At 53.4% G+C, this 20,990-nt stretch carries 13 protein-coding genes, 1 pseudogene and 1 riboswitch; of the genes and pseudogenes, 3 read left to right on the plus strand and 11 right to left on the minus strand.

Features of this window, described 5'->3' with window-relative positions; genetic code table 11:
• Positions 1-58: 58 nt before the first annotated feature.
• The 3 genes from FLT43_RS04100 to FLT43_RS04110 form a co-directional block, all read right to left on the minus strand.
• Positions 59-1,075 carry an ABC transporter substrate-binding protein gene (locus FLT43_RS04100; protein ID WP_087441704.1) on the minus strand — a complete coding sequence of 339 codons (1,017 nt, stop codon included), beginning with the start codon at positions 1,073-1,075 and terminating at the stop codon, positions 59-61.
• 201 nt (positions 1,076-1,276) lie between these two features.
• Positions 1,277-2,482, minus strand: coding sequence for an MFS transporter (locus FLT43_RS04105; RefSeq protein WP_087441705.1), 1,206 nt, complete (start codon positions 2,480-2,482; stop codon positions 1,277-1,279).
• Between the two features lie 223 nt (positions 2,483-2,705).
• On the minus strand, positions 2,706-3,698 hold the full coding sequence (locus FLT43_RS04110; RefSeq protein ID WP_087441706.1) for a helix-turn-helix transcriptional regulator: 993 nt from the start codon (positions 3,696-3,698) through the stop codon (positions 2,706-2,708).
• A gap of 607 nt (positions 3,699-4,305) precedes the next feature.
• Here FLT43_RS04110 and FLT43_RS04115 point away from each other — a divergent pair.
• Positions 4,306-5,655: a lytic polysaccharide monooxygenase gene (locus FLT43_RS04115; RefSeq protein ID WP_087441707.1), complete on the plus strand. Its 1,350-nt coding sequence runs from the start codon at positions 4,306-4,308 to the stop codon at positions 5,653-5,655.
• 32 nt (positions 5,656-5,687) lie between these two features.
• Here FLT43_RS04115 and FLT43_RS04120 read toward each other — a convergent pair.
• From FLT43_RS04120 to FLT43_RS04150, 7 genes and pseudogenes are all read right to left on the minus strand, one after another.
• A pseudogene (locus FLT43_RS04120) lies at positions 5,688-5,841 on the minus strand (IS5/IS1182 family transposase); the annotation flags it as partial.
• Between the two features lie 86 nt (positions 5,842-5,927).
• On the minus strand, positions 5,928-8,732 hold the full coding sequence (locus FLT43_RS04125; protein WP_087441708.1) for an S-layer homology domain-containing protein: 2,805 nt from the start codon (positions 8,730-8,732) through the stop codon (positions 5,928-5,930).
• 562 nt (positions 8,733-9,294) lie between these two features.
• On the minus strand, positions 9,295-9,705 hold the full coding sequence (locus tag FLT43_RS04130) for a DMT family transporter (protein WP_087441709.1): 411 nt from the start codon (positions 9,703-9,705) through the stop codon (positions 9,295-9,297).
• Positions 9,706-10,052: 347 nt separating this feature from the next.
• Positions 10,053-11,825 carry a Rieske (2Fe-2S) protein gene (locus tag FLT43_RS04135; protein WP_087441710.1) on the minus strand — a complete coding sequence of 591 codons (1,773 nt, stop codon included), beginning with the start codon at positions 11,823-11,825 and terminating at the stop codon, positions 10,053-10,055.
• A gap of 108 nt (positions 11,826-11,933) precedes the next feature.
• On the minus strand, positions 11,934-12,611 hold the full coding sequence (locus FLT43_RS04140; protein ID WP_087441977.1) for a metallophosphoesterase family protein: 678 nt from the start codon (positions 12,609-12,611) through the stop codon (positions 11,934-11,936).
• A 142-nt stretch (positions 12,612-12,753) separates the two neighbouring features.
• A complete protein-coding gene (locus tag FLT43_RS04145) occupies positions 12,754-13,080 on the minus strand; it encodes an aspartyl-phosphate phosphatase Spo0E family protein (protein ID WP_087441711.1) in 327 nt (108 codons plus the stop codon).
• A gap of 215 nt (positions 13,081-13,295) precedes the next feature.
• The gene (locus FLT43_RS04150) at positions 13,296-14,723 is read right to left on the minus strand and encodes a helix-turn-helix domain-containing protein (RefSeq protein ID WP_164776179.1); all 1,428 of its coding nucleotides are present in this window, start codon (positions 14,721-14,723) and stop codon (positions 13,296-13,298) included.
• Positions 14,724-14,965: 242 nt separating this feature from the next.
• On the opposite strand from FLT43_RS04150, the gene FLT43_RS04155 reads away from it, so the two are divergent.
• Positions 14,966-16,837, plus strand: coding sequence for an SLC13 family permease (locus tag FLT43_RS04155; protein ID WP_087441713.1), 1,872 nt, complete (start codon positions 14,966-14,968; stop codon positions 16,835-16,837).
• A gap of 118 nt (positions 16,838-16,955) precedes the next feature.
• A riboswitch (cyclic di-GMP riboswitch) is annotated at positions 16,956-17,045 on the plus strand.
• Positions 17,046-17,171: 126 nt separating this feature from the next.
• Positions 17,172-18,254, plus strand: coding sequence for a CAP domain-containing protein (locus FLT43_RS04160; RefSeq protein WP_244194125.1), 1,083 nt, complete (start codon positions 17,172-17,174; stop codon positions 18,252-18,254).
• Between the two features lie 47 nt (positions 18,255-18,301).
• Here FLT43_RS04160 and FLT43_RS30455 read toward each other — a convergent pair whose 3' ends face one another.
• On the minus strand, positions 18,302-20,899 hold the full coding sequence (locus FLT43_RS30455; RefSeq protein WP_127510892.1) for an SdrD B-like domain-containing protein: 2,598 nt from the start codon (positions 20,897-20,899) through the stop codon (positions 18,302-18,304).
• Positions 20,900-20,990: the final 91 nt, after the last annotated feature.

The raw sequence follows: 20,990 nt of genomic DNA on the forward strand, positions 1-20,990 counted from the left end.
GAAAGCCAATCAGCGCTGGGCTGAATCGCTTTCCATTATTGATGCACCGCCTTCCCGTCTACTTCACGAACCATTGCAAAAGATCATCGATTTTCTTCATGTTCGCCGTTATCGCGCCGGATTGCCAATGGGTTCGCTCCGCCTTGTATACCTGTCCTTTCTGAACGGCCGCCAGCGATTTCCACAGTGGACTGTCGAGCAGCTGCTCGGCTTCTTTGTTCTCCTCTGCTGACCAAGAGCCGTTCGAAGGGAAGATAATGATATGATCCGCATCGAGCTCGGGCAGCTTCTCCTCGGAGAGGATCGCATGATAATCAGTCATCTCTCGCGCAAACGGGTGCGGGGTAAGCCCCATATCCCGGTAAATAGTGCCGGTATACCGGTTCTTGACGCCGAATAAAGCCATCGTCTTGTCCCCGACATTCAGCCGGAGGACGGCGACCGTCTCCCCTTTGGTGGACTGGGACAACTTCTCCTTGGCATCGGTTATTTTTTCTTGGTACTGGGCGGCGGCGCTCTCGCCTTTTTCCGGAATACCAAGCAAGTCGGCGATTGCGGTCAAGACGTTGGCAGGATCGTCCAAGATGTCTTCCTTCAGCCGGTAGGTCGGCGCGATTTTGGAATACATCTCATATTTGGCGGCATCGGCGCCCCCGTCCACGATGATCAGATCGGGATTCGTCTCCAGCAGCGCCTCGATGCTGCCCGTGATGTCGAATAACGGCACGTCCAACCCGAGATATTCCTGCTTCCCCCAGCTTGGATGATACCATTGCACGATTGGCTCCACGCCGAGAGCTACCATATAATCCTCTACATAGATGCCCGCTACCCGCTGCGGATGGGCGGGAATCTTCACCTCGCCGAATTCATCCATGACCGTTCTCGTGCCGCCGGCTTCACTCTCCGTCCCTGATTGTGGCTTATCCTGGGTTCCCGCCGGGTGTGCTGACTGTTCCACACGGCCCGGCGCCTCGCCGCCGGCCTCCTGCTGCGCGCCGCAGCCTGCCGAGCCGAACATCAATACGAGCAATAACGCCGTCCATGCGGCCGTAAATCGAAAAGATCTGGACATTTCCTCAACCACTCCCATGCAAGATGTATGTACCCGTAAGGTGATACTGAGAATTGTCGTTATTAATAATGATTCTCATTTTCACCCGCCGGAATCCATTCTAGCTCATGGGATATCGGCTGGCAATGCACATTCGCGACGGATTTCTTACACATTTTCAAGACACGGCGGACGATCCGGCTCCATGCTCTAGTTCTAGTTCTAGCTCGTCATGCCCGCTTCCGCTTGCGGAGCTCCCTTTCTCCTCATGGCGAATATGGCCGAGATAGCGATGAGCAGTACGCAGAATGAATACGGCAGTGATAAATGAGCCGTATATAATGCGGTGCCGGTAACCGGACCCAGGAACGAGCCTCCGCCCTGAAGCGCCGCGATATAGGAAGCGACCGTACGCTGCTCCTCATCCCGGACGGCCATCGAAGCTCCGGCGCTGTACCCCAGCAGCGTGAAGCCGATGCCGATGCCCAATACCGCGAAATCGAGATAAGCGAAGCGCAGCAGCGTCAGCAGTCCCAGCAGACCGAGCGCGACGAAGAGCAGCCCGACCCGCAGCACCCGCGACGGATGCCATTTCAAATATCTGCTGATGAAAATTTGCGAAGCGACCACCATGACGCCCGAGACGGCTAGGCCGAGACCGATAAGCTGCGTGGCGGCCTGGGCATCATAGCCTAATATGTCCTGTACATAAAACCCGATTGTCACCTGAACAATGTTCAAGGCGAACGAGAGCAGAAGCCCTACCCACAAATAGAGCCGAACACGGCTGTCATTCGGAGATAGAGCAGGACGGGCGGCTTGCTTCCGCATCTTCCGTACCGGCTCCTCGGCGATGGTTGCCATGAAGAGCAGCGCGGTTACGAATAACAGCGTGGCGGCGCCATACATCGGGGCCGTAAGGCCGATCGCCGCCAAGCCCCCGCTCATCGCGGGACCAAGCACGAAGCCCAGCCCGTTGGCCGCCCCGAACAGAGCCATGCCCCGCGTGCGCGTTTCCGGAGTCGTCCAGCCCATCACATAAGCCTGCGCCATAGCCGGAATGCCGCCGAAGAAGAAGCCGGCGACCGTACGCAGGAGCAATAGCGTCCAGAACAATCCTGCGCTGGCGGTTCCGTTAAAATGGGCCTCTGCGTAATCCGCAAGCAGAGCGAACACGACCAGCGTCGCGACATAGATGACCATAATCGATGCGAGCATCTTTTTTCTGCCCATGAAGGTCATCCTCTCCCAGAAGTACCCGCCGAGAAGCCAGGTCAAGCCCGTGATGGAGACGAGACATCCGGATTGAAGCTCGCTCAGCCCCAGATGGCGGGACAGCGGCCCGATAATCGGATTGAACGCGGCGATCGAAATCATCCCGCACAATACAATAAGAAACATAATGCCCATTCTGAATTTCACAAGCATGCCTCCCCTTTCCTGGCCAGTTCACTTCATTGGCCCGTTGCACGGCAATCCGCAGCATCAGCCTTGGCAGACGCGGATGAGATTCGTTCTCAACGGTACCATGATACGATCGGGGAGAGGAGGCATGCTACCACCAGCCGGATTCATTAGCTGGTTATACGGATCCTGAGGAGCATACTGCTCCGTGAGGCAGTTGCGTTTTGGCTAGCTTCCTCCAGGGAGGCTAACTGTCATGGCTGAAGCTGGCCGAAGACCGCCGGACCAAGCTGCCCGGATTCATGCCATATTTCGCTCGGAACGCTTCCGCGAAATAGCTGGAATTCGAATAGCCCACCGCGCAGGATACATCGATGACATTTATCCCCCCTTCCATCAACAGGCGATAAGCCTTCTCCAGCCGCTGCTCCCGGAGGTAACCAAATACGGTCGCACCGTACATTTCCTTGAAGCCGGTCTTCAATTTGTAGTCGTTCAGTCCGATGAGCCGGGACAGTTCGAGCAGCGAGGGCGGCTCCGCCATCCGCTCGAGCAGGATGTCCTTCGCTTCCCGGATTTTCAGCATATCGGTTCGTCCCAGCCTGGCGCCTCCCAGCGGGCCATCCGCCAGGAAGGAACGGAAGGCCATCGAGAGCAGCTCCAATACGCTGCATTCGATCTCGATATTGGTTGCTCTGCCGTTACGAGCATGCTCCATCAACCGGTTGAGGATGACCGTGGCTGCGGGAAGAGTCGTCTCCTGGAAGCTCCGGAATGAGCGCCAGCCCATAATTTGCGTAAAATCGACGCTTCTCGTTCCATCCAACGCTTCCATGAAATGATGAAAGCTCGTCACGGGAATGCCGATGCTTACCATCGTGAACGCTTCCCTCCCGCCGAATTCGAAGCAATAATCCGCCTGATTGATGAATTGGAGCGAGGATATCCCCGGCATCATGCTGTATTCCTCGCCGTCGACCCGAAGGCCGCGCCCCCCTTGCACCGCGTAATTCAGTTCAACCATCGGCGCTTCCGTAGCGAGAGACAGCACGCAATCGCGATGCAACTCATATTCCGATAAGACGACCTCCATATCGTGGCGAGGGAGAAAGCGCCGGATTCCCCCTTCGCCGGCAGACGATGGCAGCCCCATCTGATCCGCACGGGCCCCGCTCCGGCTCGTCAGCCTTAGCTCATCGAAAAAGCGGTTGAAATTGAGGTGAAAATCTGTCCCGTTCATCTGGTGCGCCTCCGGTATGTAATCAGAATGATAATCATTCTCATTATTATAACGAAATCCTGTGAATCTGGCTATCCATTCCGGAGGATCAGAGCAATTTTGATGTTCGAAGGGTCAATTTGGCCGGCGTATACGTAATATTGCGATTCGGCGAGGGCATTCCGGCCTCAATCAGGCTAAATATTAATGCGGTTTAATTAATAAAAATTATTGCCTGCGCAATTGTAAAAAAATATTCAATTCACACACGTTCTTCTTTTTCCTATATGATAGAGATAAACAATTATCCTTATTTTTCTACCCCGTTCTATCTTCCGTTTCAAAGTCTTTCATTTCACGCGCTTTACATATTCGCCGCTTTACCGTTTACCGTTTTGGCCTATTCCCTTATTTGCTGTTCTTCGGTTTGCCGCAATGGGGTATAAGCTCTATTTCATAGAGTTTATATAACAACATTTCATAGAAAGGAGGGTTTGCCCAGTCTCCCGTCAGTTCGTCTTGCAACGTACTGAATCTAGTAAGAAAGGAGGGTGCGTAATAAAGTTAAAGGGTTTCAACTTTTGACGAAATACCGTGATCCAATTCAAAAATCAAAGGAGGAAATCGTATGAATCAGCTGCGCATGCCGAATCCATTCCTGTCCAAGCTGCTTCTTTCCTGCGGAGTCATGCTGGCCGCCATCGTCTGTATGGTACTGTTCGCCGATAAAGCGTTCGGGCACGGCTATGTCGAAGGTCCGGCGAGCCGGGCAGCCTTGTGCAAATCCGGTCAGAACCAGGATTGTGGAGCGATCATATGGGAGCCGCAAAGTCTGGAAGCTCCGAAGGGCTTCCCGAATGCAGGTCCTGCCGACGGCAAGATTGCCAGCGCCAACGGCGCCTTCCCGAAGCTTGATGAGCAATCGGCTACCCGTTGGAGCAAGGTCAACATGTCTAGCGGACAAAATACGTTCAACTGGAAATTGACCGCGCCCCATGCGACCTCCAGCTGGAAATACTACATTACGAAGCCCGGCTGGAACCCGAATGCCCCGCTTACCCGGGATTCATTCGTGCTGACTCCATTCTGCTCCGTGGACTATAAGGGAGCGCGCCCGCCATTCACCTACTCGGACACATGCAATGTTCCGGAGCGTACGGGCTACCACGTCATTCTCGCCGTCTGGGAGATTGCCGATACGGCCAACGCCTTCTATAACGTCATCGACGTCAATTTCAGCGGCACCAATCCTGGCGACACCGAGCCGCCAACGGCGCCAACCGGCCTTGCCGTAACGGGAACAACCGCCACGAGCGTATCGCTCTCATGGAGCGCCTCTACGGATAACGTAGGCGTGACGGGCTACCGCATCTACAACGGCAGCTCATTGGCCGCCTCCGTCTCGGGCTCCACGTTGAGCTATACGGTGAGCGGGCTCACCTCGAACACCTCCTATACCTTCTCGGTGCGAGCGGTGGATGCCGCTGGTAACGTGTCGGCCTCCAGCAATACCGTGATCGCGACGACGCCAGCCGTGCCGGTTGATACGGAAGCCCCGACCGCCCCGAGCGGTCTGCATGTCATGGGAACGCCGACATCCTCCAGCGTCTCCCTGATGTGGAATCCGTCCACTGACAATGTCGGCGTGACAGGCTATCGCATCTACAACAATGGCACGCTCGTTGCGACGGTATCCGGCAGCACGACGAGCTATGCCGTGACCGGCTTGACCGCCAATACGCAGTATACCTTCACCGTGCGCGCGTTCGATGCCGCCGGCAATGTATCCGCGGACAGCAATGCCGTAACGGCGAAGACCGCCGACGGCCCGGCCATTGCCGCCTGGGCGCCGAATACCGCGTATGCGGTTGGCGATCAAGTGACCTATAACGGCTCGGTCTATGAGTGCAGACAGCCGCATACTTCGCTGAACGGGTGGGAACCGCCGAACGTTCCCGCTTTGTGGACGCTGAAATAATCCGCGTGTCCCTATAAAATGTAAATCGCCCCCTACTTGGCCTTATTGGCCAGGTGGAGGGCGATCCTTTTCATGTTCTGTGCATTGGCACTCATCAATGCTTTGGCATCCGCAAAGCTTCGGTTCGCTCGTGTGGTATCGCAGTCGGTACATATACTTGCCAGAGCGGCTGAGCCGATTCAGCCTAGCCCGAGCGTCCACCATTCACGCGAATCCGTTCATCTGATGTAATTGGTTGCACAATCGATGCAAGCTGTTTTCGGCCTGAATGGTCACAGCTGTAAATAAAGCCGGTACAGCATTCGGGCAGCTTCCCCGCGCGTGACAGCCTCGCGAGCTTTAATCCGTTTATCGGCGGGAACATCGATCAAGCGCTGCTTCACAGCCAAGGACATGGTTGGCTTGGCCCAATTGGATATCGTTTCTTTGTCCACGAATTGGTTCAGGTAAACCTCCGGATTCGTAGGGTAATAATAATTTTTCTTTTCATGCAAGGATCTTGCGCCGATCGCGGTCATTTCTTCCCGGGATATCGTATGGTCCGGCTTAAACGTGCCATCTGGATAACCTTTAACGATATCCTTTTTTTCGGATGAAGCGATATATGGATGATGCCATTGCGGCGGATGCACGTCTGAGAAACTCTCCGTCGCCGTTTCATCCAAAGCGTAAAAAGCTCTTACAAGCATGGCCGTGAATTCTGCACGGGTGAGCAGGGAATCGGGTTCAAAATTGCCATTGTCTTTCCCTTTAACGATTCCTTTGGAGGCCAGAAACTGTATCGCTTGCTTTAACTCCGGATCTCTATCGTCGACATCCGGGAAGGACTTGGAATTCTCGTCCACGAAATACGTCCCGGAACGGTTGATTTCCGCTTCCATGCCGTTTTTGGACGGATTGAACTTCCCGCCGATCGGCTGCACTTTTTTTCCATTCATATAGAACACGCTGGTATGTGTCGCGTCTGCATGATTCGCAGGCAGAATAAGCTGGATGTTGCTTGATATATTCGCAAGCTCCTGCCCTTGTTCATCTGCAAATTGTACGCGATAACCGCCGCTATTCTCTTTCACCAGATGAATGACGATAACCGGATGCGAATGGAAGAGGCGCTCTGCAGTCGCAACATTTAGCACCAGTGTCGCATCCCCCGCATGAACGGTAATAAAGTCGATATCTTTCCGACCGACTAAGCCATCCTTATACAGCTTGAACATATATTCATTTTCTCTGGGCAAAGATAGAATTTCCGCATTTACGATCAGCTCTCTCGCAAGCGTAATCTCGTTCTCCGATAGCGTCTGCATTACCGCTGACTTCGCCTTTGACGCATTGCCTGCTAAGCGGTCAATCAGTTCGGGCGTTATGACGAGCTGGCCGCTAACAGGAGTCGGCTGTTCGCTGCTTGCGGCTGTGATCACAAGCTCTCCCGCTTGCGTCAGTCCTTCCACGATAACCGAATTCTGCTTGTCAGCGACAGGAATAGACCGAACGGCAGTGAAATACGTATCGGGCAACATGCTGCCGTCTACGACATACAACAATAAGTAAGTGGTCTCGTCCGGAAAGCCGGCTCTGGTTGTCGTAGCCCGTACAATGGTTTGTCCGGATTTATTCGCTGTTATGACCGGTATGCCATTCACATTCGCTAAGGTTCCTATGCTCGGATCGTCAATGGTATACGTTATTTTGGTTCCGGGAAGCACATTGTTTGTGGTAATGAGCTGTTGTCCGCCAGGCTGCAGCATCGTGATAAACGGATACAGGCTGACTTCCGGATAAGTCCGTGTCGCAGGTTGAGCTTTTGTCTCAGGACGATTACCAGTTGGTTTGTCTGTTGACCCAGAACGATTGCCAGTTGGATTGTTTGCTGTCCCAGAACGATCGCCAGTTGATTTGTTTGCTGTCCCTGAATAATCGCCAGTTGATTTTCTTCCTTTTCCAGAGCGATTGCCAGATTCCGATTCTTTCGTGAACACAACAAGCTTCGGCAAGGCAGAAACACTATCTTCCCACGCCCACAAGGTCTGATCCTTTTTCAATACATAATTTTTAAATACATATTTCCCCTTTTGTATACCCTTGTCCTTATGGTGTACGGAAGCGATATTTGAAAGCCCGGGGAACACTTTACCGTTGCCAATTGACCAGAGCTTATCGTCCTTTCGCAAAGCATAAGTCGTATCGATATTCGAATCTGTTGGCTGTGAGCTAAATTGAACAATACCTCGCGCGCCTGTCGCTTTATGTAATTGGATCGGTATACTGTCGGGTTCATACATTGCCCAAGACCAGACCGTGCCATCTTTCTTATAGGCATAGTTTGTATAACCGCCCATCTCTATGTTGACGATATCTACAAGCCCTTTGATTTCCTTTGGACCTTCGTTATTAAAATTAAATTGGTTTTGCGGCCAGTACATGTATGCCTCCCATTGCCATACCGAACCGTCTTTTTTAACCGCGTATACGTGACCGTCCGCAGATTTTATGGATACGACATCATCAAGCAGCTTGTATTGAGCCGTCGACGAAGCTTTGCCTAATCGACCTACCCAACACCAAACCGAACCGTCTGATTTCAATACATACAAGGTCTTAAATTTTTGGTAGTTGCTGGAATAATCGGCAACGAGTGAAGTTACGTCATTTAAATCTTTGATACGCTTCGGAGTAGTCCTAGAACTATCTTTAAGATAGGTGTTGTTCCTATAATCCCAATACCATACGGTTCCGTCTTTTTTTAGCGCGGCATAGTTCATCATAAATCTACTTTCCCCGTCCCTGCCCTCGAACGAGAACTGTTTCACATCCTGCAAGCCCGGAATTTGCTTAAGCCTAGCTGTATAGAATGGATCGGAAGCATGAAGTGGATAACCGAAGATATCCCAATACCATACGGTTCCGTCCTTTTTTGCTAGAAGTATATTCCCATCAAGAATGTCGAAATCCTCGCCGATACGTGTATATTCCTGTTCGCTAACGGCACTTATGTCATTCCCTTTGGCTTGCACCGAACCTGAATGAGACGTGAGGATTAACATAAGGCTTAACACCGCTGCCATCAATCGTTTCATTGTCGCCCTCCGCTAGAAATTCTCTTGTCAATCTCAATATTCTGCCTTCCGGATTCCCAACAGTAAGGCGATTGCCTGTCTTTCTTTTTCAATTTGGTTTCCCTCTCTTTTTTCTATTATTTCTCCTAATCCTTTCATCGGTTAAAAAGAGTTTAGATTTCACTTTCACCAAATTATTCATAATATATTCACTTGCCATAGTCAATGATTAATCCAAAGAATACCCCTTGGCATCATCCGAATCCCGGAAGGTCCGACAACCATACTAGCGACCGGAGTTCCATAACTCAACAGGCAGAGGAGCTTGCTTATATGCAAGCTCCTCTCTCTTAAGCGGCGCCACGGTCAATAGACCTCATAGCTTTGTCCCGTCTGCGCGCCTTCCACGCTCTAGCGATAGGCCAGCGCGACCTGCCGCACGGGAACAGGATCGAAGCCGGGAAAGATCTAAGCTGAGAACCGCCATGCGGCGCTGCGGTTGCCATGCATACAGATAGGCCGGGAAAAGAAATGTCTCATCCGAGCTCTCGTATGCAGCCGGATGAGACCGGGGAGCGTTCCTTTATTCTCCTGTCCGGGCGCGATCTCCGACGAAGGCGGAGCCTGAATGGACCGCAGCCTGGCTGTCTTCGTGGACCGCGTTGCCGGCCGGCTTCTCCTGCCCGCCCACATTGAGCCCAATGACGCCCAAAATAATGAGCAGAATCGAGACGCCTTTGAGCAGCGTCATCGACTCCTGGAACACCAGATATCCAATGACCGCGATCGCGGCCGTTCCGAGACCCGACCAGATCGCGTAGGCGACGCTGACCGGCACCTGCTTCAACGATAAGTTCAAGCTCGAGAACGCCAAAATATAAAAGACAATCATGAACACGGAAGGCCATAGCTTCGTAAATCCTTGCGACAGCTTCATCGATACCGTGCCGGCTATTTCGAGCACAATGGCGAAGAACAAATATACCCAATGCATGATGTGACGCTCACTCCTTTTTCCACATGGCCATGGCCGTCTCGAAATCTCGCGTTCTCGAACTCCACGGTAATGATGGAACTATAATATATTTTCCGGTACCACTTAGGCAGTATAGTATGCGGCTATTCCCGCTGTCAACTGGAAATGTGGTAATTCGGCTTCGAATCGATGTCTTGACTTCAGACGAAGGCGAACTTCGACAGGGCATGCCAGCCTCCGCACCCATGTGAAAAAGCGTGAAAACAGCTGCCCCTGCTGCTTGCGGATAACCGCTTCCACGCTTCGCCATTCCCTCTTCATGTAAAAGCAAACGGTCATAGTCATCTGTCATGTTCCCGCTTCTGTTATTCCTCGAACAGCTTCTCTCCCCGATGCAGTCGCCAGGCGATGCGCGCCGTATGCGGCAGCTCCCGCGCTGTCGGCGAATGGGCGGCCAAATAACGCGTCAATGCAAGCAGCATCGTCTGCTTCGCCTGTGCAGCCAGCGGTCCGCTCTCGGTGTCCCAGCGGTCATACTCCGCGCTCGCCGCCTCGTACATCTGGTACGAATGGAATTCCGCGTCCTCCCTTAACAGGGCGTGGCCGAGCGTGTTGAACAAGGCATCAATGTCCCCATTCTGACGCAAATACTGGGCCAGCCACTCGCCGGCTTCCGCCACTTGCTGCTGCCGATCGAGCAGCTTGAGGAGCCAGCCCGGATCGGTCGAATTCGGGTTCGCTTCTGCGTGCTCACCGTTCGGCCGGCGGGCGGCCGGAACGTTAAGGAAGCGATCCAGGTATACGGTGACGGCGGCGTAATAGATGGCGCGCACCGTGAAGACGTTGGCGCTCCGACGCAGCGTCTCATGGACGGCATGCGCGTGCGTGAACGTATGCAGCACCGTAATCCAATCTCCGAACTCGTTCTGGGTATGGAAGCGGGTGATCCGCTCCGCGGCTGCGAGAGCGATGATCTGGGCCAGCCGCACGGGAGAGCGTCCGGTTCGCAGCGCATGCGTGAGCGCCTCGATCGTCTGAAGCGGCTGGTCACCGAGAAGCAAGGCCAGGAGCTGCTGTTCCTCTTCTTCGGCCTCCTGCGGCGTGCCCCCGGTCGAAGCAGGCGTCTCCGCGGCGGACCAGGTCATGCCCTCCAGCTCCCGGAAGGCTTCCCGCAGCGGATCGACGAGATTGACCGGCGATTGCCAATGCTGCAGTTCCTCGCTGCGGGCAGCGCGGGCCGGCAGCGGCACGAGCGAGCTGAGGACGCGCACAGCGGAATCGCTGCCGATATGCTGCAAGATTTCGAACGCCTTGTTATGGAAATCGAGCGTATGTCCCCCGTCCATATAGAAGTGATCGGTAACCGCAGTCATCATCATCGACATAAGCCCGTTCGGCTCCATGCCGCTGGCAATCGCGCTGGCCAGCACCCGTTCGGCGCCGCGGACATCGCGAACTTCCATGCATCTCCGATACCAGGCCGACAGATGCTCTGTCGCCTGCTGCTCCGTCTCCGGCAGCGGCTGCTGCAGGAAGCGCGCCGGCTGTCCGGCGCAGTCCCGCGCCACGCTGGCAAGGCCGTGATATAGGGCAAGAATGCGCCCGTATTTGTCCAGCTTCGGCAGCACATTCACCATCGCCGCCAAGATGGTAAGGCCCGAGCTCCAGCCGGCGGAGCGGTATGTCGTCCCGAATTCGACGCCCACCCTCGCGATGTCCGCCGCAGGGACGCCCGACTCGACAAGCGCGACGACGCTCTTCGCAATCACGAGGGACAGGTTCTGCTCCATCCCCTCCCGCAAGCGCCTAAGCTGCTTCTCCACGCAGCTCGCGACCTGGGGCCTCGGATCGACCCATACGCTTCCCTGCTCGACCTTGACCCGGTGCACAGGCACATCGTCAGCCCAAGGGTCCAGCGTGCCGCCGCTGCATACGTCGAACCGGGCATGATGCCAGTGGCAGGTCAGAATGCCGTCGCAGAGACTGCCCATATGAAGCGGAAATCCCATGTGCGGGCAGCGGTTGTCCACGGCATACACTTCATCGGCATGCACGAACACCGCAATGCCGCCCTTAATCACCTTGGCTCCCTGTTCCTGAAGCTCTTCCCATGTTCCTGCAAGCAGCCAGTCCGTCATCAATTATCCCTCCTCTGTTCAGTCTACTCTCTCAGAGTTAAGAAATTGCCCTTGATTTGCGGAATCAGGCCGCGATGAACGCGCTCTCCGCTTTATCTCCTCCTTTCCTTACTCGATATAATAAATATGCCGGGATGGCAGCTCCAGGCAGTTGAGCCTTCCACCGTATACGCAGCCGCCGTCGATGCCGATAATCGAATTGGTTCCAAAATAAACCTCGTCCGAATCATGCAGCAACTTCGTGGGGGAATGACCGAATATGACCGTCTTCGGGCCGCTGTAGCCCTTATGAAATTCCCCGCGTATCCAGACCAGCTTATGCGGATCGCAATCCGCCAACGGTATCCCCGGCTCCACTCCCGCATGGACGAATATATAATCATCCGTCTCATAATAGTAGGGCAGCTTGTCCACGAATGAGATGGCATCCAGCAATTCATCGGTCCAGCGGATAGCTGCCGGCTGCCCCTCTGCTTCTTCCTCCGCATAGCCGTAGCTCAGCAGCGTCTGCTTCGCCCCGTTGCGGAACCAGCGCTCGACCGCCTTTTCCTCATTGCGGTACGCGTCGAGCATCATTTTCTCATGATTGCCCATCAGGACGATGGCCCCCAACTGCTGCAGCTCCCGCACCTTAGCGAGCACTTCTCTTGAATGCGGGCCACGGTCAATATAATCGCCCAGCAGCAAAAGCTGATCGCGATTCACGTCATAGCAGGCCATCTCCAGCAAACGCTCGAACTTTTCCAATTCTCCATGAATATCGCTAATGACAAGCATTCGCTCCATCGTATCGATCCCTTCCTTCTCTTTCCATCGTACCATGAGCGAATATTTCCTATCCAGCCTTGCATGCATAATATTTTCCGTTCTTGTCCTTATCCCGGAATCCGGCTTCCACTCTCTCAGGAGACCTCTGTCTTCGTCATGCTTATTGGTGAAGCAGCACACCGACCCGTTGCTGCTTGCTGCCGTTCCGGTATCTCGCCTTCTGGAAGAGCACAATGTATTTGTCAAGCCGCTGACTTTCCCGGATTGCCCTTTCATTCAGCAGATCATTATTTTCCATCGCCAGATGGACCATTCGCGCTCGGATCTGTTCGATTTTGCACATCAGATCTTGTAAATCCGTCTCTTCCACTTCCGGCTCCAGCCTGCTCATCATCCATTCTCCGCCAGGAGCCGACAGCTCATTTCGATGAAGGAGCGCTCCCCGTTCCGCCATTCTGCAGGAACCGCCCTTATTCACGTCTTCCATCTCCTACTATTGCCCTCCCTCAAGCAACATGATTTGACAATTCCAATTATAAGCAATTATTCCTTCGTCATCCTAGTTAAAAAAAGTTAATAATCCCGTCGAATCATCACTTTTCATTCCAATTTGAGCCATAAAAAGACACTTCCCAGCAGGGAAGTGCCCAGCCATCCTTTTCAAGATTACTTACCTTGATAACGTTATGAAAATGAACGGAGTTACACTTCAAGTCCCGCTCCGTGATTGTACATATGCAAGGTTTTCGAGCCGTCTGTTATCGAATGATAGAGTTTCCGTTGCTGTTCTGATGCATATTGCCGATATTTTTCAAATAACATCATGCTTCGATAGGCAGAGCCTGGCTGATTGTTAAGGAACGATAGCTTCACACACCGCAGGATTCCATCTATCCCCCTGTCGAATCGTTGTCTCATGAACTCATATGTGGCGTAGTTGTACAGAAAGTTAAGAAGCCGCTCTATGTAAATGATGCTCCCGCTATCCTTAAGCTGACAAATCTGCTTCGAAAATCTGTCCAAAACATGATCAACACAAAATCCATACTCCGAAGCGGACATCAGTATCGGGTTCAATCCCGGCAGCAATTCTGCCGGATGCTCGGCCAAATAATCCGCATATGGGTCAACGGCATTCTCGTTGCCCCTGCTTACTTCAAGCGTGTACAAATTGCCTCGTGCCCACAGCTTGAACTTCTCTATAAATGCAAGTCCCGCTTCATCCACCACTTCAAACCAATCCAAATTCTCATAGCCTTGTACATATTGCAGCGCCTCGGTGTACCTCTTGCATCTCTCCAGCACATTTCCCTTCATCAAATATCCTTCGCCATAATAGGCCACCAGCGGGAATTCGGATGGAGACAGCTTCGGGTCATTCCCCTTCTTCCGCTCTCGACTCATATATTGATATACTGTCGTTGCCAGCTCGCGCAGCTCATCTGCGTACTGTTCCGCTCGCCTCCATTGATATAAGCTGTAGCATACATTGCCCAAATAATGCAGCGCTTCAAGCTGGAGATGCTCCTGCAGCCGCTTCCGATAAGGAGAGAAGGCGATGACCGCTTCCCAGTTCTTCTGCGCATCCCGGCCGATCGACGCCCGGAACATCCGGTAGTGGCTCATAATGAGCCGCTCCGCAAAATTGTCCTTCTCGTTCTCTATCACATATTGATAGAAAGGCACAGCCGCCTGCACCTGACCCTTCGCATACAGTTCCTCCGCGACATCGTACAGCAACGCCAATGCAACCCGTGGCGTGTCCAGCATCTTCGCTATGATACTCTCAATGTAATCGAGGCGGTCCAACTCGGCGCAGCGGACCAGATAGGAGCGCACGCGCTTGTTCGACAGCCGCTCCTCGCCGCTTCGCAGCTTCCCGTTCCCACTCTTGAAGCATTCCTCGTAATATAAGTCGTATAGCCAGCCCGGCTCTTCTCCGAAAGCGGCAGCCAGCTTGTCCAACTGCTCCACCGTCATCGGACGTGGCGGATTCCCATTCAGCACCATGCTGAGATGCCCTTGATTAACGCCTGACAATTCGCTTACCTTCAGGAGCGTATATCCCTTCTCCTTAATCTTCTTGTCGATCTCCGACCGCAAAGCTCTGTATTGCCCAGCCATAGACATAACCTGCGATCTGCCTCCTGACAATCGAGCGAATGATTCGGCATCCTTCGACATGATCTGAGTAATTTTATTCATTTTTCCTTTTTTCCCCTTAATAGTATCATTATTTCATATCATTGTAAATGACATTTTCCCATAAAATTCATTCCTTATGCGTGGATTTGAAAGTATGATAGAGTATGTTAACTAGGAGATTTCCAGACTATCATCGGCATGACAGAAAGGGGCTTTATTCCGTATCTATGAATTCAGACATCATTATTACGCTTATTATATTGGCCGCTGCAGCGATTCTCTTCATGACAGGGAAGATCCGATCGGATCTGGTCGCCATCTGTTCCCTAATCCTGCTCGTCCTGCTTGGAATATTGACGCCGAACGAAGCGTTGTCCGGCTTCTCTAATTCCGTCGTCATCATGATGATCGGCTTGTTCATCGTCGGAGGCGGGATCTTCCAGACCGGGCTCGCCAAGCTGGCCAGCGGCAAGATGCTTCAGCTCGCGGGCGGCAGCGAGACGCGTCTGTTGATTACCGTTATCCTGGCCACGTCGCTAATCGGCGCCTTCGTCAGCAATACCGGCACCGTCGCCGTCATGCTGCCCATCGTCGTCAGCATGGCCGCCAGTGCCAATATCAGCCCGGGACGCCTGTTGATGCCGATCGCGTTCGCCAGCAGCATGGGCGGCATGCTGACTCTAATCGGGACGCCGCCCAACCTGGTCATCAGCGAGACGCTCGCCCAGGCGGGGTTCGATGAGCTGTCCTTCTTCTCCTTCACCCCGATCGGGATCGTCTGCCTCCTGATCGGCACCGGTCTTCTGCTGCTTCTGAGCAGGCTGCTTCCGAAGGAACAAGGCGAAGGGCGCGGCAAGCGGAACGCGCGATCGCTGCACGAGCTTGCCCGGCAGTACCAGTTGTCCCAGAACCTGTACCGCGTGCAGGCCGGCGACGAAGCGACGATTGTATCCCGATCGCTGCAGGAGCTGGATATTCCGAACCAATATCAGGTTCATATTATCGAGATTCGCCGCCGGACATCGAACAAGAACCCGTTCTTCAAGACGATCAATCAAGAGATTGCCGGTCCGGCGACCGTCATCCATGACAAAGATATTCTGTATGTATATGGACCGTTCCACCGCGTGCAAGCATTCGCCGAGGCGTGCGGGCTTCATCTGCTTGACCATCGGGCCGCCGAGATCGAGCAAGCTGCCGAACCGAATACCGAGCGGTACGCTTCGGATCAGATCGGCATCGCCGAGGTGCTGCTGCCGCCCAATTCCCCGCTGCTTAATCTGCAGGTGAAGCAGTCGGGATTCCGCGAGAAATACCAGCTCAATATATTGGCGATTCAGCGCAAAGGAGAGTATTTGCTGCATCAGCTCAAGGACGAGAAAATCCGGTTCGGCGATGCCCTGCTCGTTCAGGGGACATGGAAAAGCATCGCTCGGCTGTCAAGGGAGGAGTCGGATGTGGTCGTCGTCGGCCAGCCGCTGGAGACGGCAGCTGCGATGCCTATGAACCATAAAGCGCCGCTCGCGGCCGGCATCATGCTCTTCATGATCGCGCTGCTCATTCTGGAGATATTCCCGGCCGTCATCTCCGTCATGATCGCAGCCGTCCTGATGGTAGCCACGGGATGTCTTCGCGGAATGGAATCCGCCTACAAGACGATTAACTGGGAGAGCATCGTCCTGATTGGCGGCATGATTCCGATGTCCATCGCGATCGAGAAGACAGGCGCGGCAGCCCTGCTCTCGCAGAAGCTCGTGCTGACCCTCGGGAATATCGGGCCGTTCGCCTTGCTCGCCGGCATCTATTTTACGACGTCGATCCTGACGCTCTTCATCAGCAATACCGCATGCGCTGTCCTGGTCGCGCCGATCGCGATGACCGCTGCGATGCAGTTGGGCGTCAATCCGCATCCGTATCTGTTCGCCGTCGCGATTGCCGCCAGCATGTGCTTCGCCGTCCCGTTCTCGACCCCGCCCAACGCGTTGGTCATGTCGGCCGGCAAATATTCCTTCATGGACTATATCCGGGTGGGATTGCCGCTTCAGTTGCTGCTTGGCATTGCCATGGTAGCGCTGCTGCCGCTCTTTTTTCCGTTTTGAAAGCTAGCAAACGATCTCTCATTCGACAATCTCGTATTTCTATCAACAAAATGGGATATATTGTATGTACGTTCCATCTCAAAGATGATAGAATGAACCATAGAATAGATACGCTAAAAATGGATAATGGCAAACCCTAGCGAAAGCAGGGGACGCAAAGCCACGGGTCTAATGCATGCACGCATGCGATGATAGCCGGGTTGCCCTAATTGCGACAGTTGTTGCGTCTTTTTGGCGCCGCCTTTAGGGTGGCGCTTTTTTAATTGCAAGAGCGCCCCCGTTTATCATCTCATTCTAGCGTAGTTTAATTTCGTTATGGAATGGGGAGATAGCTATGGGTACACATCAATATACGACCGAACACAACGATAACTCAACCGTGAATAGCCAACCTAAAAGAACAGCGAGACGGCATGCATCGGCACTCCTCTGCGCAGCAATAGCTATCGGTCTGTTCCTGACGCCTGCATTCACCTACGCGGCAGCGGACAGCATTCCGGCAGCGGACGGGGCGCTGCGCACCCCTCCAGTAGCCGCGGGAGCTAGCAGCACGATTAGCGGCACAGAATTCAAGCTTCAAGGCATCTCAATCGGGATGAGCGAATCGGAATTGATCGGAATTCTTGGAGAACCCGCCCGCAAAGATTTAAGCGAATACAATTTCGAATGGTACATATACAATCAGAATTATGAACGTTATATCCAGGTCGGCGTACAGCACGGCAAAGTGGTTGCCCTGTATACGAACGCCCAGGATTGGACTGGCGCCGGTGGAATCGGCTTCGGGTCGGCCAGACAAGAAGTCGAAGCCGCTTACGGCTCCCCGCTTGCCAGTCTCAAGAAAGGAAATACGATCTATAAGTTCAAGGACAACGGCGGAGAATACAGCCTGCATCAAGTCGGCGGGGTATATGCTACTCTATTTTACGATCTGAGCCGAAAAAATACGGTCACCTCGATCCAGCTCGTTGATCAGAAGATCGAGTTATCGTTCAAAGGCTTTTATGGAAAGCCAAGCGAACGATTGCGGGAAAGCCTTGAGCGGGAAGTGCTGGATTTGACCAATGCGGTCCGTGTACGTGAAGGAAAAAAACCGCTCGAGTGGAACGACGAGATTGCGGTAACGGCGCGCAAACATAGCGCAGACATGATGAAGCGCACCTTCTTCTCGCACGACAATCCGGATGGCCAGTCTCCGTTCGATCGGATGAAGCAAGACGGCATCGCTTACAGGATGGCCGGAGAAAATATTGCGGCCGGACAAACAAGCGCCATCTTCGCCCACGAGAACTGGATGAATTCAAGCGGCCACCGCAACAACATATTAAGCGATTTCGAGCGCCTTGGCGTCGGAATCTCCTTCGGCGGACCCTATCAAGTCTATTATACGCAAAACTTTTTTACGCCGAGCCGATAGATTCAAAAATGCCGCCGCCTCTTGCACAGGCGGCGGCTAGCATAGCTCTACTCGTTATGCTTCATTCTTTTGCGCGAGAACCACATGACAACTGCGGCAGCGCAGAACAACAGGCCAATCCAAGAAGCAAACGGCGATTTCTCTCCGGTTGCCGGCAGACTTGGTCCAGCCGGATGTTCAGGCTTCTTGCGGTCTCCCGGCCGGTTCGCAGGGAGTTCATTCGAGCCTGGTTGCTCTTCCGTGCCAGGCTCCTCTTCCGTACCAGGTGTGCCTGGAACGGTGTCTCCCGGTTCGGTCTCACCGCCGACTACCGTGTCTGGTCCTTCTACAATCGTGCCGGGAACCGTTTTTCTGTTATCAGGAGGCTTCGTGCCTGGAGTGGTGCCGGAACCCGGATCTGTCGTTCCGCCACCGCCTGAACCCGGCCCTTCTGGATCAGGGCGTTCCGGCTCCGGCTTGAAGCCTGACTTGACCAGACCAGCGTCAATGGTCAGGTTCCGTTCCCCCTGGCCGAGCATGATCACGTCGGTCCAGCCGTCGGCATTGGCTTTGGAATTACGCGTCAGGTCGTTGCCGGCTCCTTTGATCGTGAACTTATAACCATCTGGCAGCTCAAAGTGTACGATGTAGGTTCCCGCGGACAAGTTGTCGAATAAATAGTAACCGTTATATACGACCTCGGTTACGGCAGGCCCGTATACATCCCCCGTTACCGTGCCTCCGTATGTGGAATCCGTTACCGTTACGGTCTTGTATACCGATTGGGTTACAGTCGTGGCCAACAGTTCACGGTTACTGTTATACAGCTTGACAGGTACGCCATTCAAGCCAACCTCGTCTTCATCCTGAATGCCGTTGCCATTCTTGTCGATCCAGACGTAATCGCCAAGTGCACCTGTGCCTGGTGCTACCGGCAGCGGGATAAGCCCGGCATCGATGTTGTGGTTCTTCTCGCCGTTGCCTAACACGATTTCTTCCGTGTAGCCTTCCTCATTGATCACGTCAGAGTCTTTGGCAGGATCGTTGCCTTGGTGCGGCTTCGTCCAGCTATAGCCGTCCGGCAGGATGAATTTCACGATATATTTGCCGGCAGGCAGATTCGTAAACAGATAGTACCCTGGCTTGCCTTCAAAATTGTTATTCGTGATGGTCTTGTTAAGCAGCTTGCCATCGATATCGAACAGTTCAACCGTTACACCATTCTTGCCTTCTTCATCATCATCCTGAATGCCATTGCCGTTTTTGTCGATCCAGACATAATCGCCGATTTCGCCTTCACGGCTGTCTTTAATTTTCACGCCGACTTTTTTCGGCTCTGCCGGCAGCAGCGGACTTCCGTTATCTGCCCGCTTCGCCGTAAAGCCGAACGAGTTCCAGGCAATCTCGTCATCGCCGCTCGGAGCGCCAACCGGCGCGCTCATTTCCCATACGACTTCCTTGCTCTCCCCTGGCTTCAGCACCAACTCGTCATCGAACACGAACTTCAGTGCCTTGACTGTCGTCAGATCATCCGGCGGCTCAGTGAACCAGCTTCCGCCTTCTAACGATACGGATTCATCCGTGCTGTAATACACCGACACGAATTGCGGCGTCACCACTTTCTTCGTCAAGACCAGACTCCATTTGCTTCCGCGCGGCGTCTTGTCGATGACTCCGGTATCGCCGATTCGAGGAAGGGCATCTACAATCGTGACGTTTTTGACTCCAACCGTGCCCTTGTTCGTCACGACCACCTTATATTTGATTTTTCCGCCTGGCGTAACGGTTCCGGTATCCGGATATTTCGTCCAGTTCCCTTCGTCCAGGTCACCCTGCACATATTTGACGGATTCGAGATTCGTTGCGGAATTAACATGGATATCGGCCCCGTCATAAACATACCATTTGCCGTCTTTATAGCGCTGATTTACGAAGTTATAGTAATTGTTCAAATATTCATGTTCTTCGGACGTGACTTCCACTTCATTATGAATCGTGCCCGTCGTTACCCCTGCATTTACTTTCGCCTGGAAGGTCAGCTCTACCCACTGGCCCTTTTTCAGCGTCAGCGGATGGTTCTCATCCCAATACCATGTGAGCGGAGTCGTTCCCTCTTGGCCGGGAGTTCCCTTTTGGAAGCCCGGTGCCGGGACATCCAGACCGCTGCTGCCCGTCACTGCTGCCGAATCGTCCACATAGGCAAGCTCCTTCGGGAGCAGGTCAGTCACGATAGGATTTTTGAAGTCAACATCGACGATCTCCGGGTTGGTTACGCGAATCGTGTAGGACGCAGTATCGCCTGGCTTCAATGTCGTCCCGGAAGTGACTTTTTTCTTCACCATAACGAGCGGACGGTCCTCAACGGCAAGCACCTTCACTCTGGCGGCATTTTCCTTCGGCTCGCCATTGAAGATATAGGTCATCACGGCATAGTTCACAATCTGTTTCCGGTCTTTAGGGCTCTTCTCGTTCTCAGGAAGGCCATTCAACCTATCGATCTCAGGAAAATCTCCTTCATACTTTTTGTACGGTATATCGGAAAATTTTCCAAAAACGTAGTCCTCAAGCTGACGATATTCTCCTGTCTTCTTGTACTGAACTTCCAGCTCGCTTTTTTGCTGGAAATCAACCGGAACATCGCCGAACACGAGGCGGATCCCTTTCACGTTCTTGCCGTCAGCCTTCAATACTCGCGGCTCGGCATTCGCGGGGATCGTCTCCCACTGCTCCCAATCGCTTTCTGCCGGCTTTTCCTTG

Source organism: Paenibacillus thiaminolyticus, from assembly GCF_007066085.1.
GTDB classification, from domain to species: domain Bacteria; phylum Bacillota; class Bacilli; order Paenibacillales; family Paenibacillaceae; genus Paenibacillus_B; species Paenibacillus_B thiaminolyticus.

Excerpts from the sequence above, each read along its gene's own strand:
- FLT43_RS04100 (WP_087441704.1), bottom strand. The coding sequence starts at position 1,075 with ATGTCCAGATCTTTTCGATTTACGGCCGCATGGACGGCGTTATTGCTC.
- FLT43_RS04105 (WP_087441705.1), bottom strand. The coding sequence starts at position 2,482 with ATGCTTGTGAAATTCAGAATGGGCATTATGTTTCTTATTGTATTGTGC.
- FLT43_RS04110 (WP_087441706.1), bottom strand. The coding sequence starts at position 3,698 with ATGAACGGGACAGATTTTCACCTCAATTTCAACCGCTTTTTCGATGAG.
- FLT43_RS04115 (WP_087441707.1), top strand. The coding sequence starts at position 4,306 with ATGAATCAGCTGCGCATGCCGAATCCATTCCTGTCCAAGCTGCTTCTT.
- FLT43_RS04125 (WP_087441708.1), bottom strand. The coding sequence starts at position 8,732 with ATGAAACGATTGATGGCAGCGGTGTTAAGCCTTATGTTAATCCTCACG.
- FLT43_RS04130 (WP_087441709.1), bottom strand. The coding sequence starts at position 9,705 with ATGCATTGGGTATATTTGTTCTTCGCCATTGTGCTCGAAATAGCCGGC.
- FLT43_RS04135 (WP_087441710.1), bottom strand. The coding sequence starts at position 11,825 with ATGACGGACTGGCTGCTTGCAGGAACATGGGAAGAGCTTCAGGAACAG.
- FLT43_RS04140 (WP_087441977.1), bottom strand. The coding sequence starts at position 12,611 with ATGGAGCGAATGCTTGTCATTAGCGATATTCATGGAGAATTGGAAAAG.
- FLT43_RS04145 (WP_087441711.1), bottom strand. The coding sequence starts at position 13,080 with ATGGAAGACGTGAATAAGGGCGGTTCCTGCAGAATGGCGGAACGGGGA.
- FLT43_RS04150 (WP_164776179.1), bottom strand. The coding sequence starts at position 14,723 with ATGTCTATGGCTGGGCAATACAGAGCTTTGCGGTCGGAGATCGACAAG.
- FLT43_RS04155 (WP_087441713.1), top strand. The coding sequence starts at position 14,966 with ATGAATTCAGACATCATTATTACGCTTATTATATTGGCCGCTGCAGCG.
- FLT43_RS04160 (WP_244194125.1), top strand. The coding sequence starts at position 17,172 with ATGGGTACACATCAATATACGACCGAACACAACGATAACTCAACCGTG.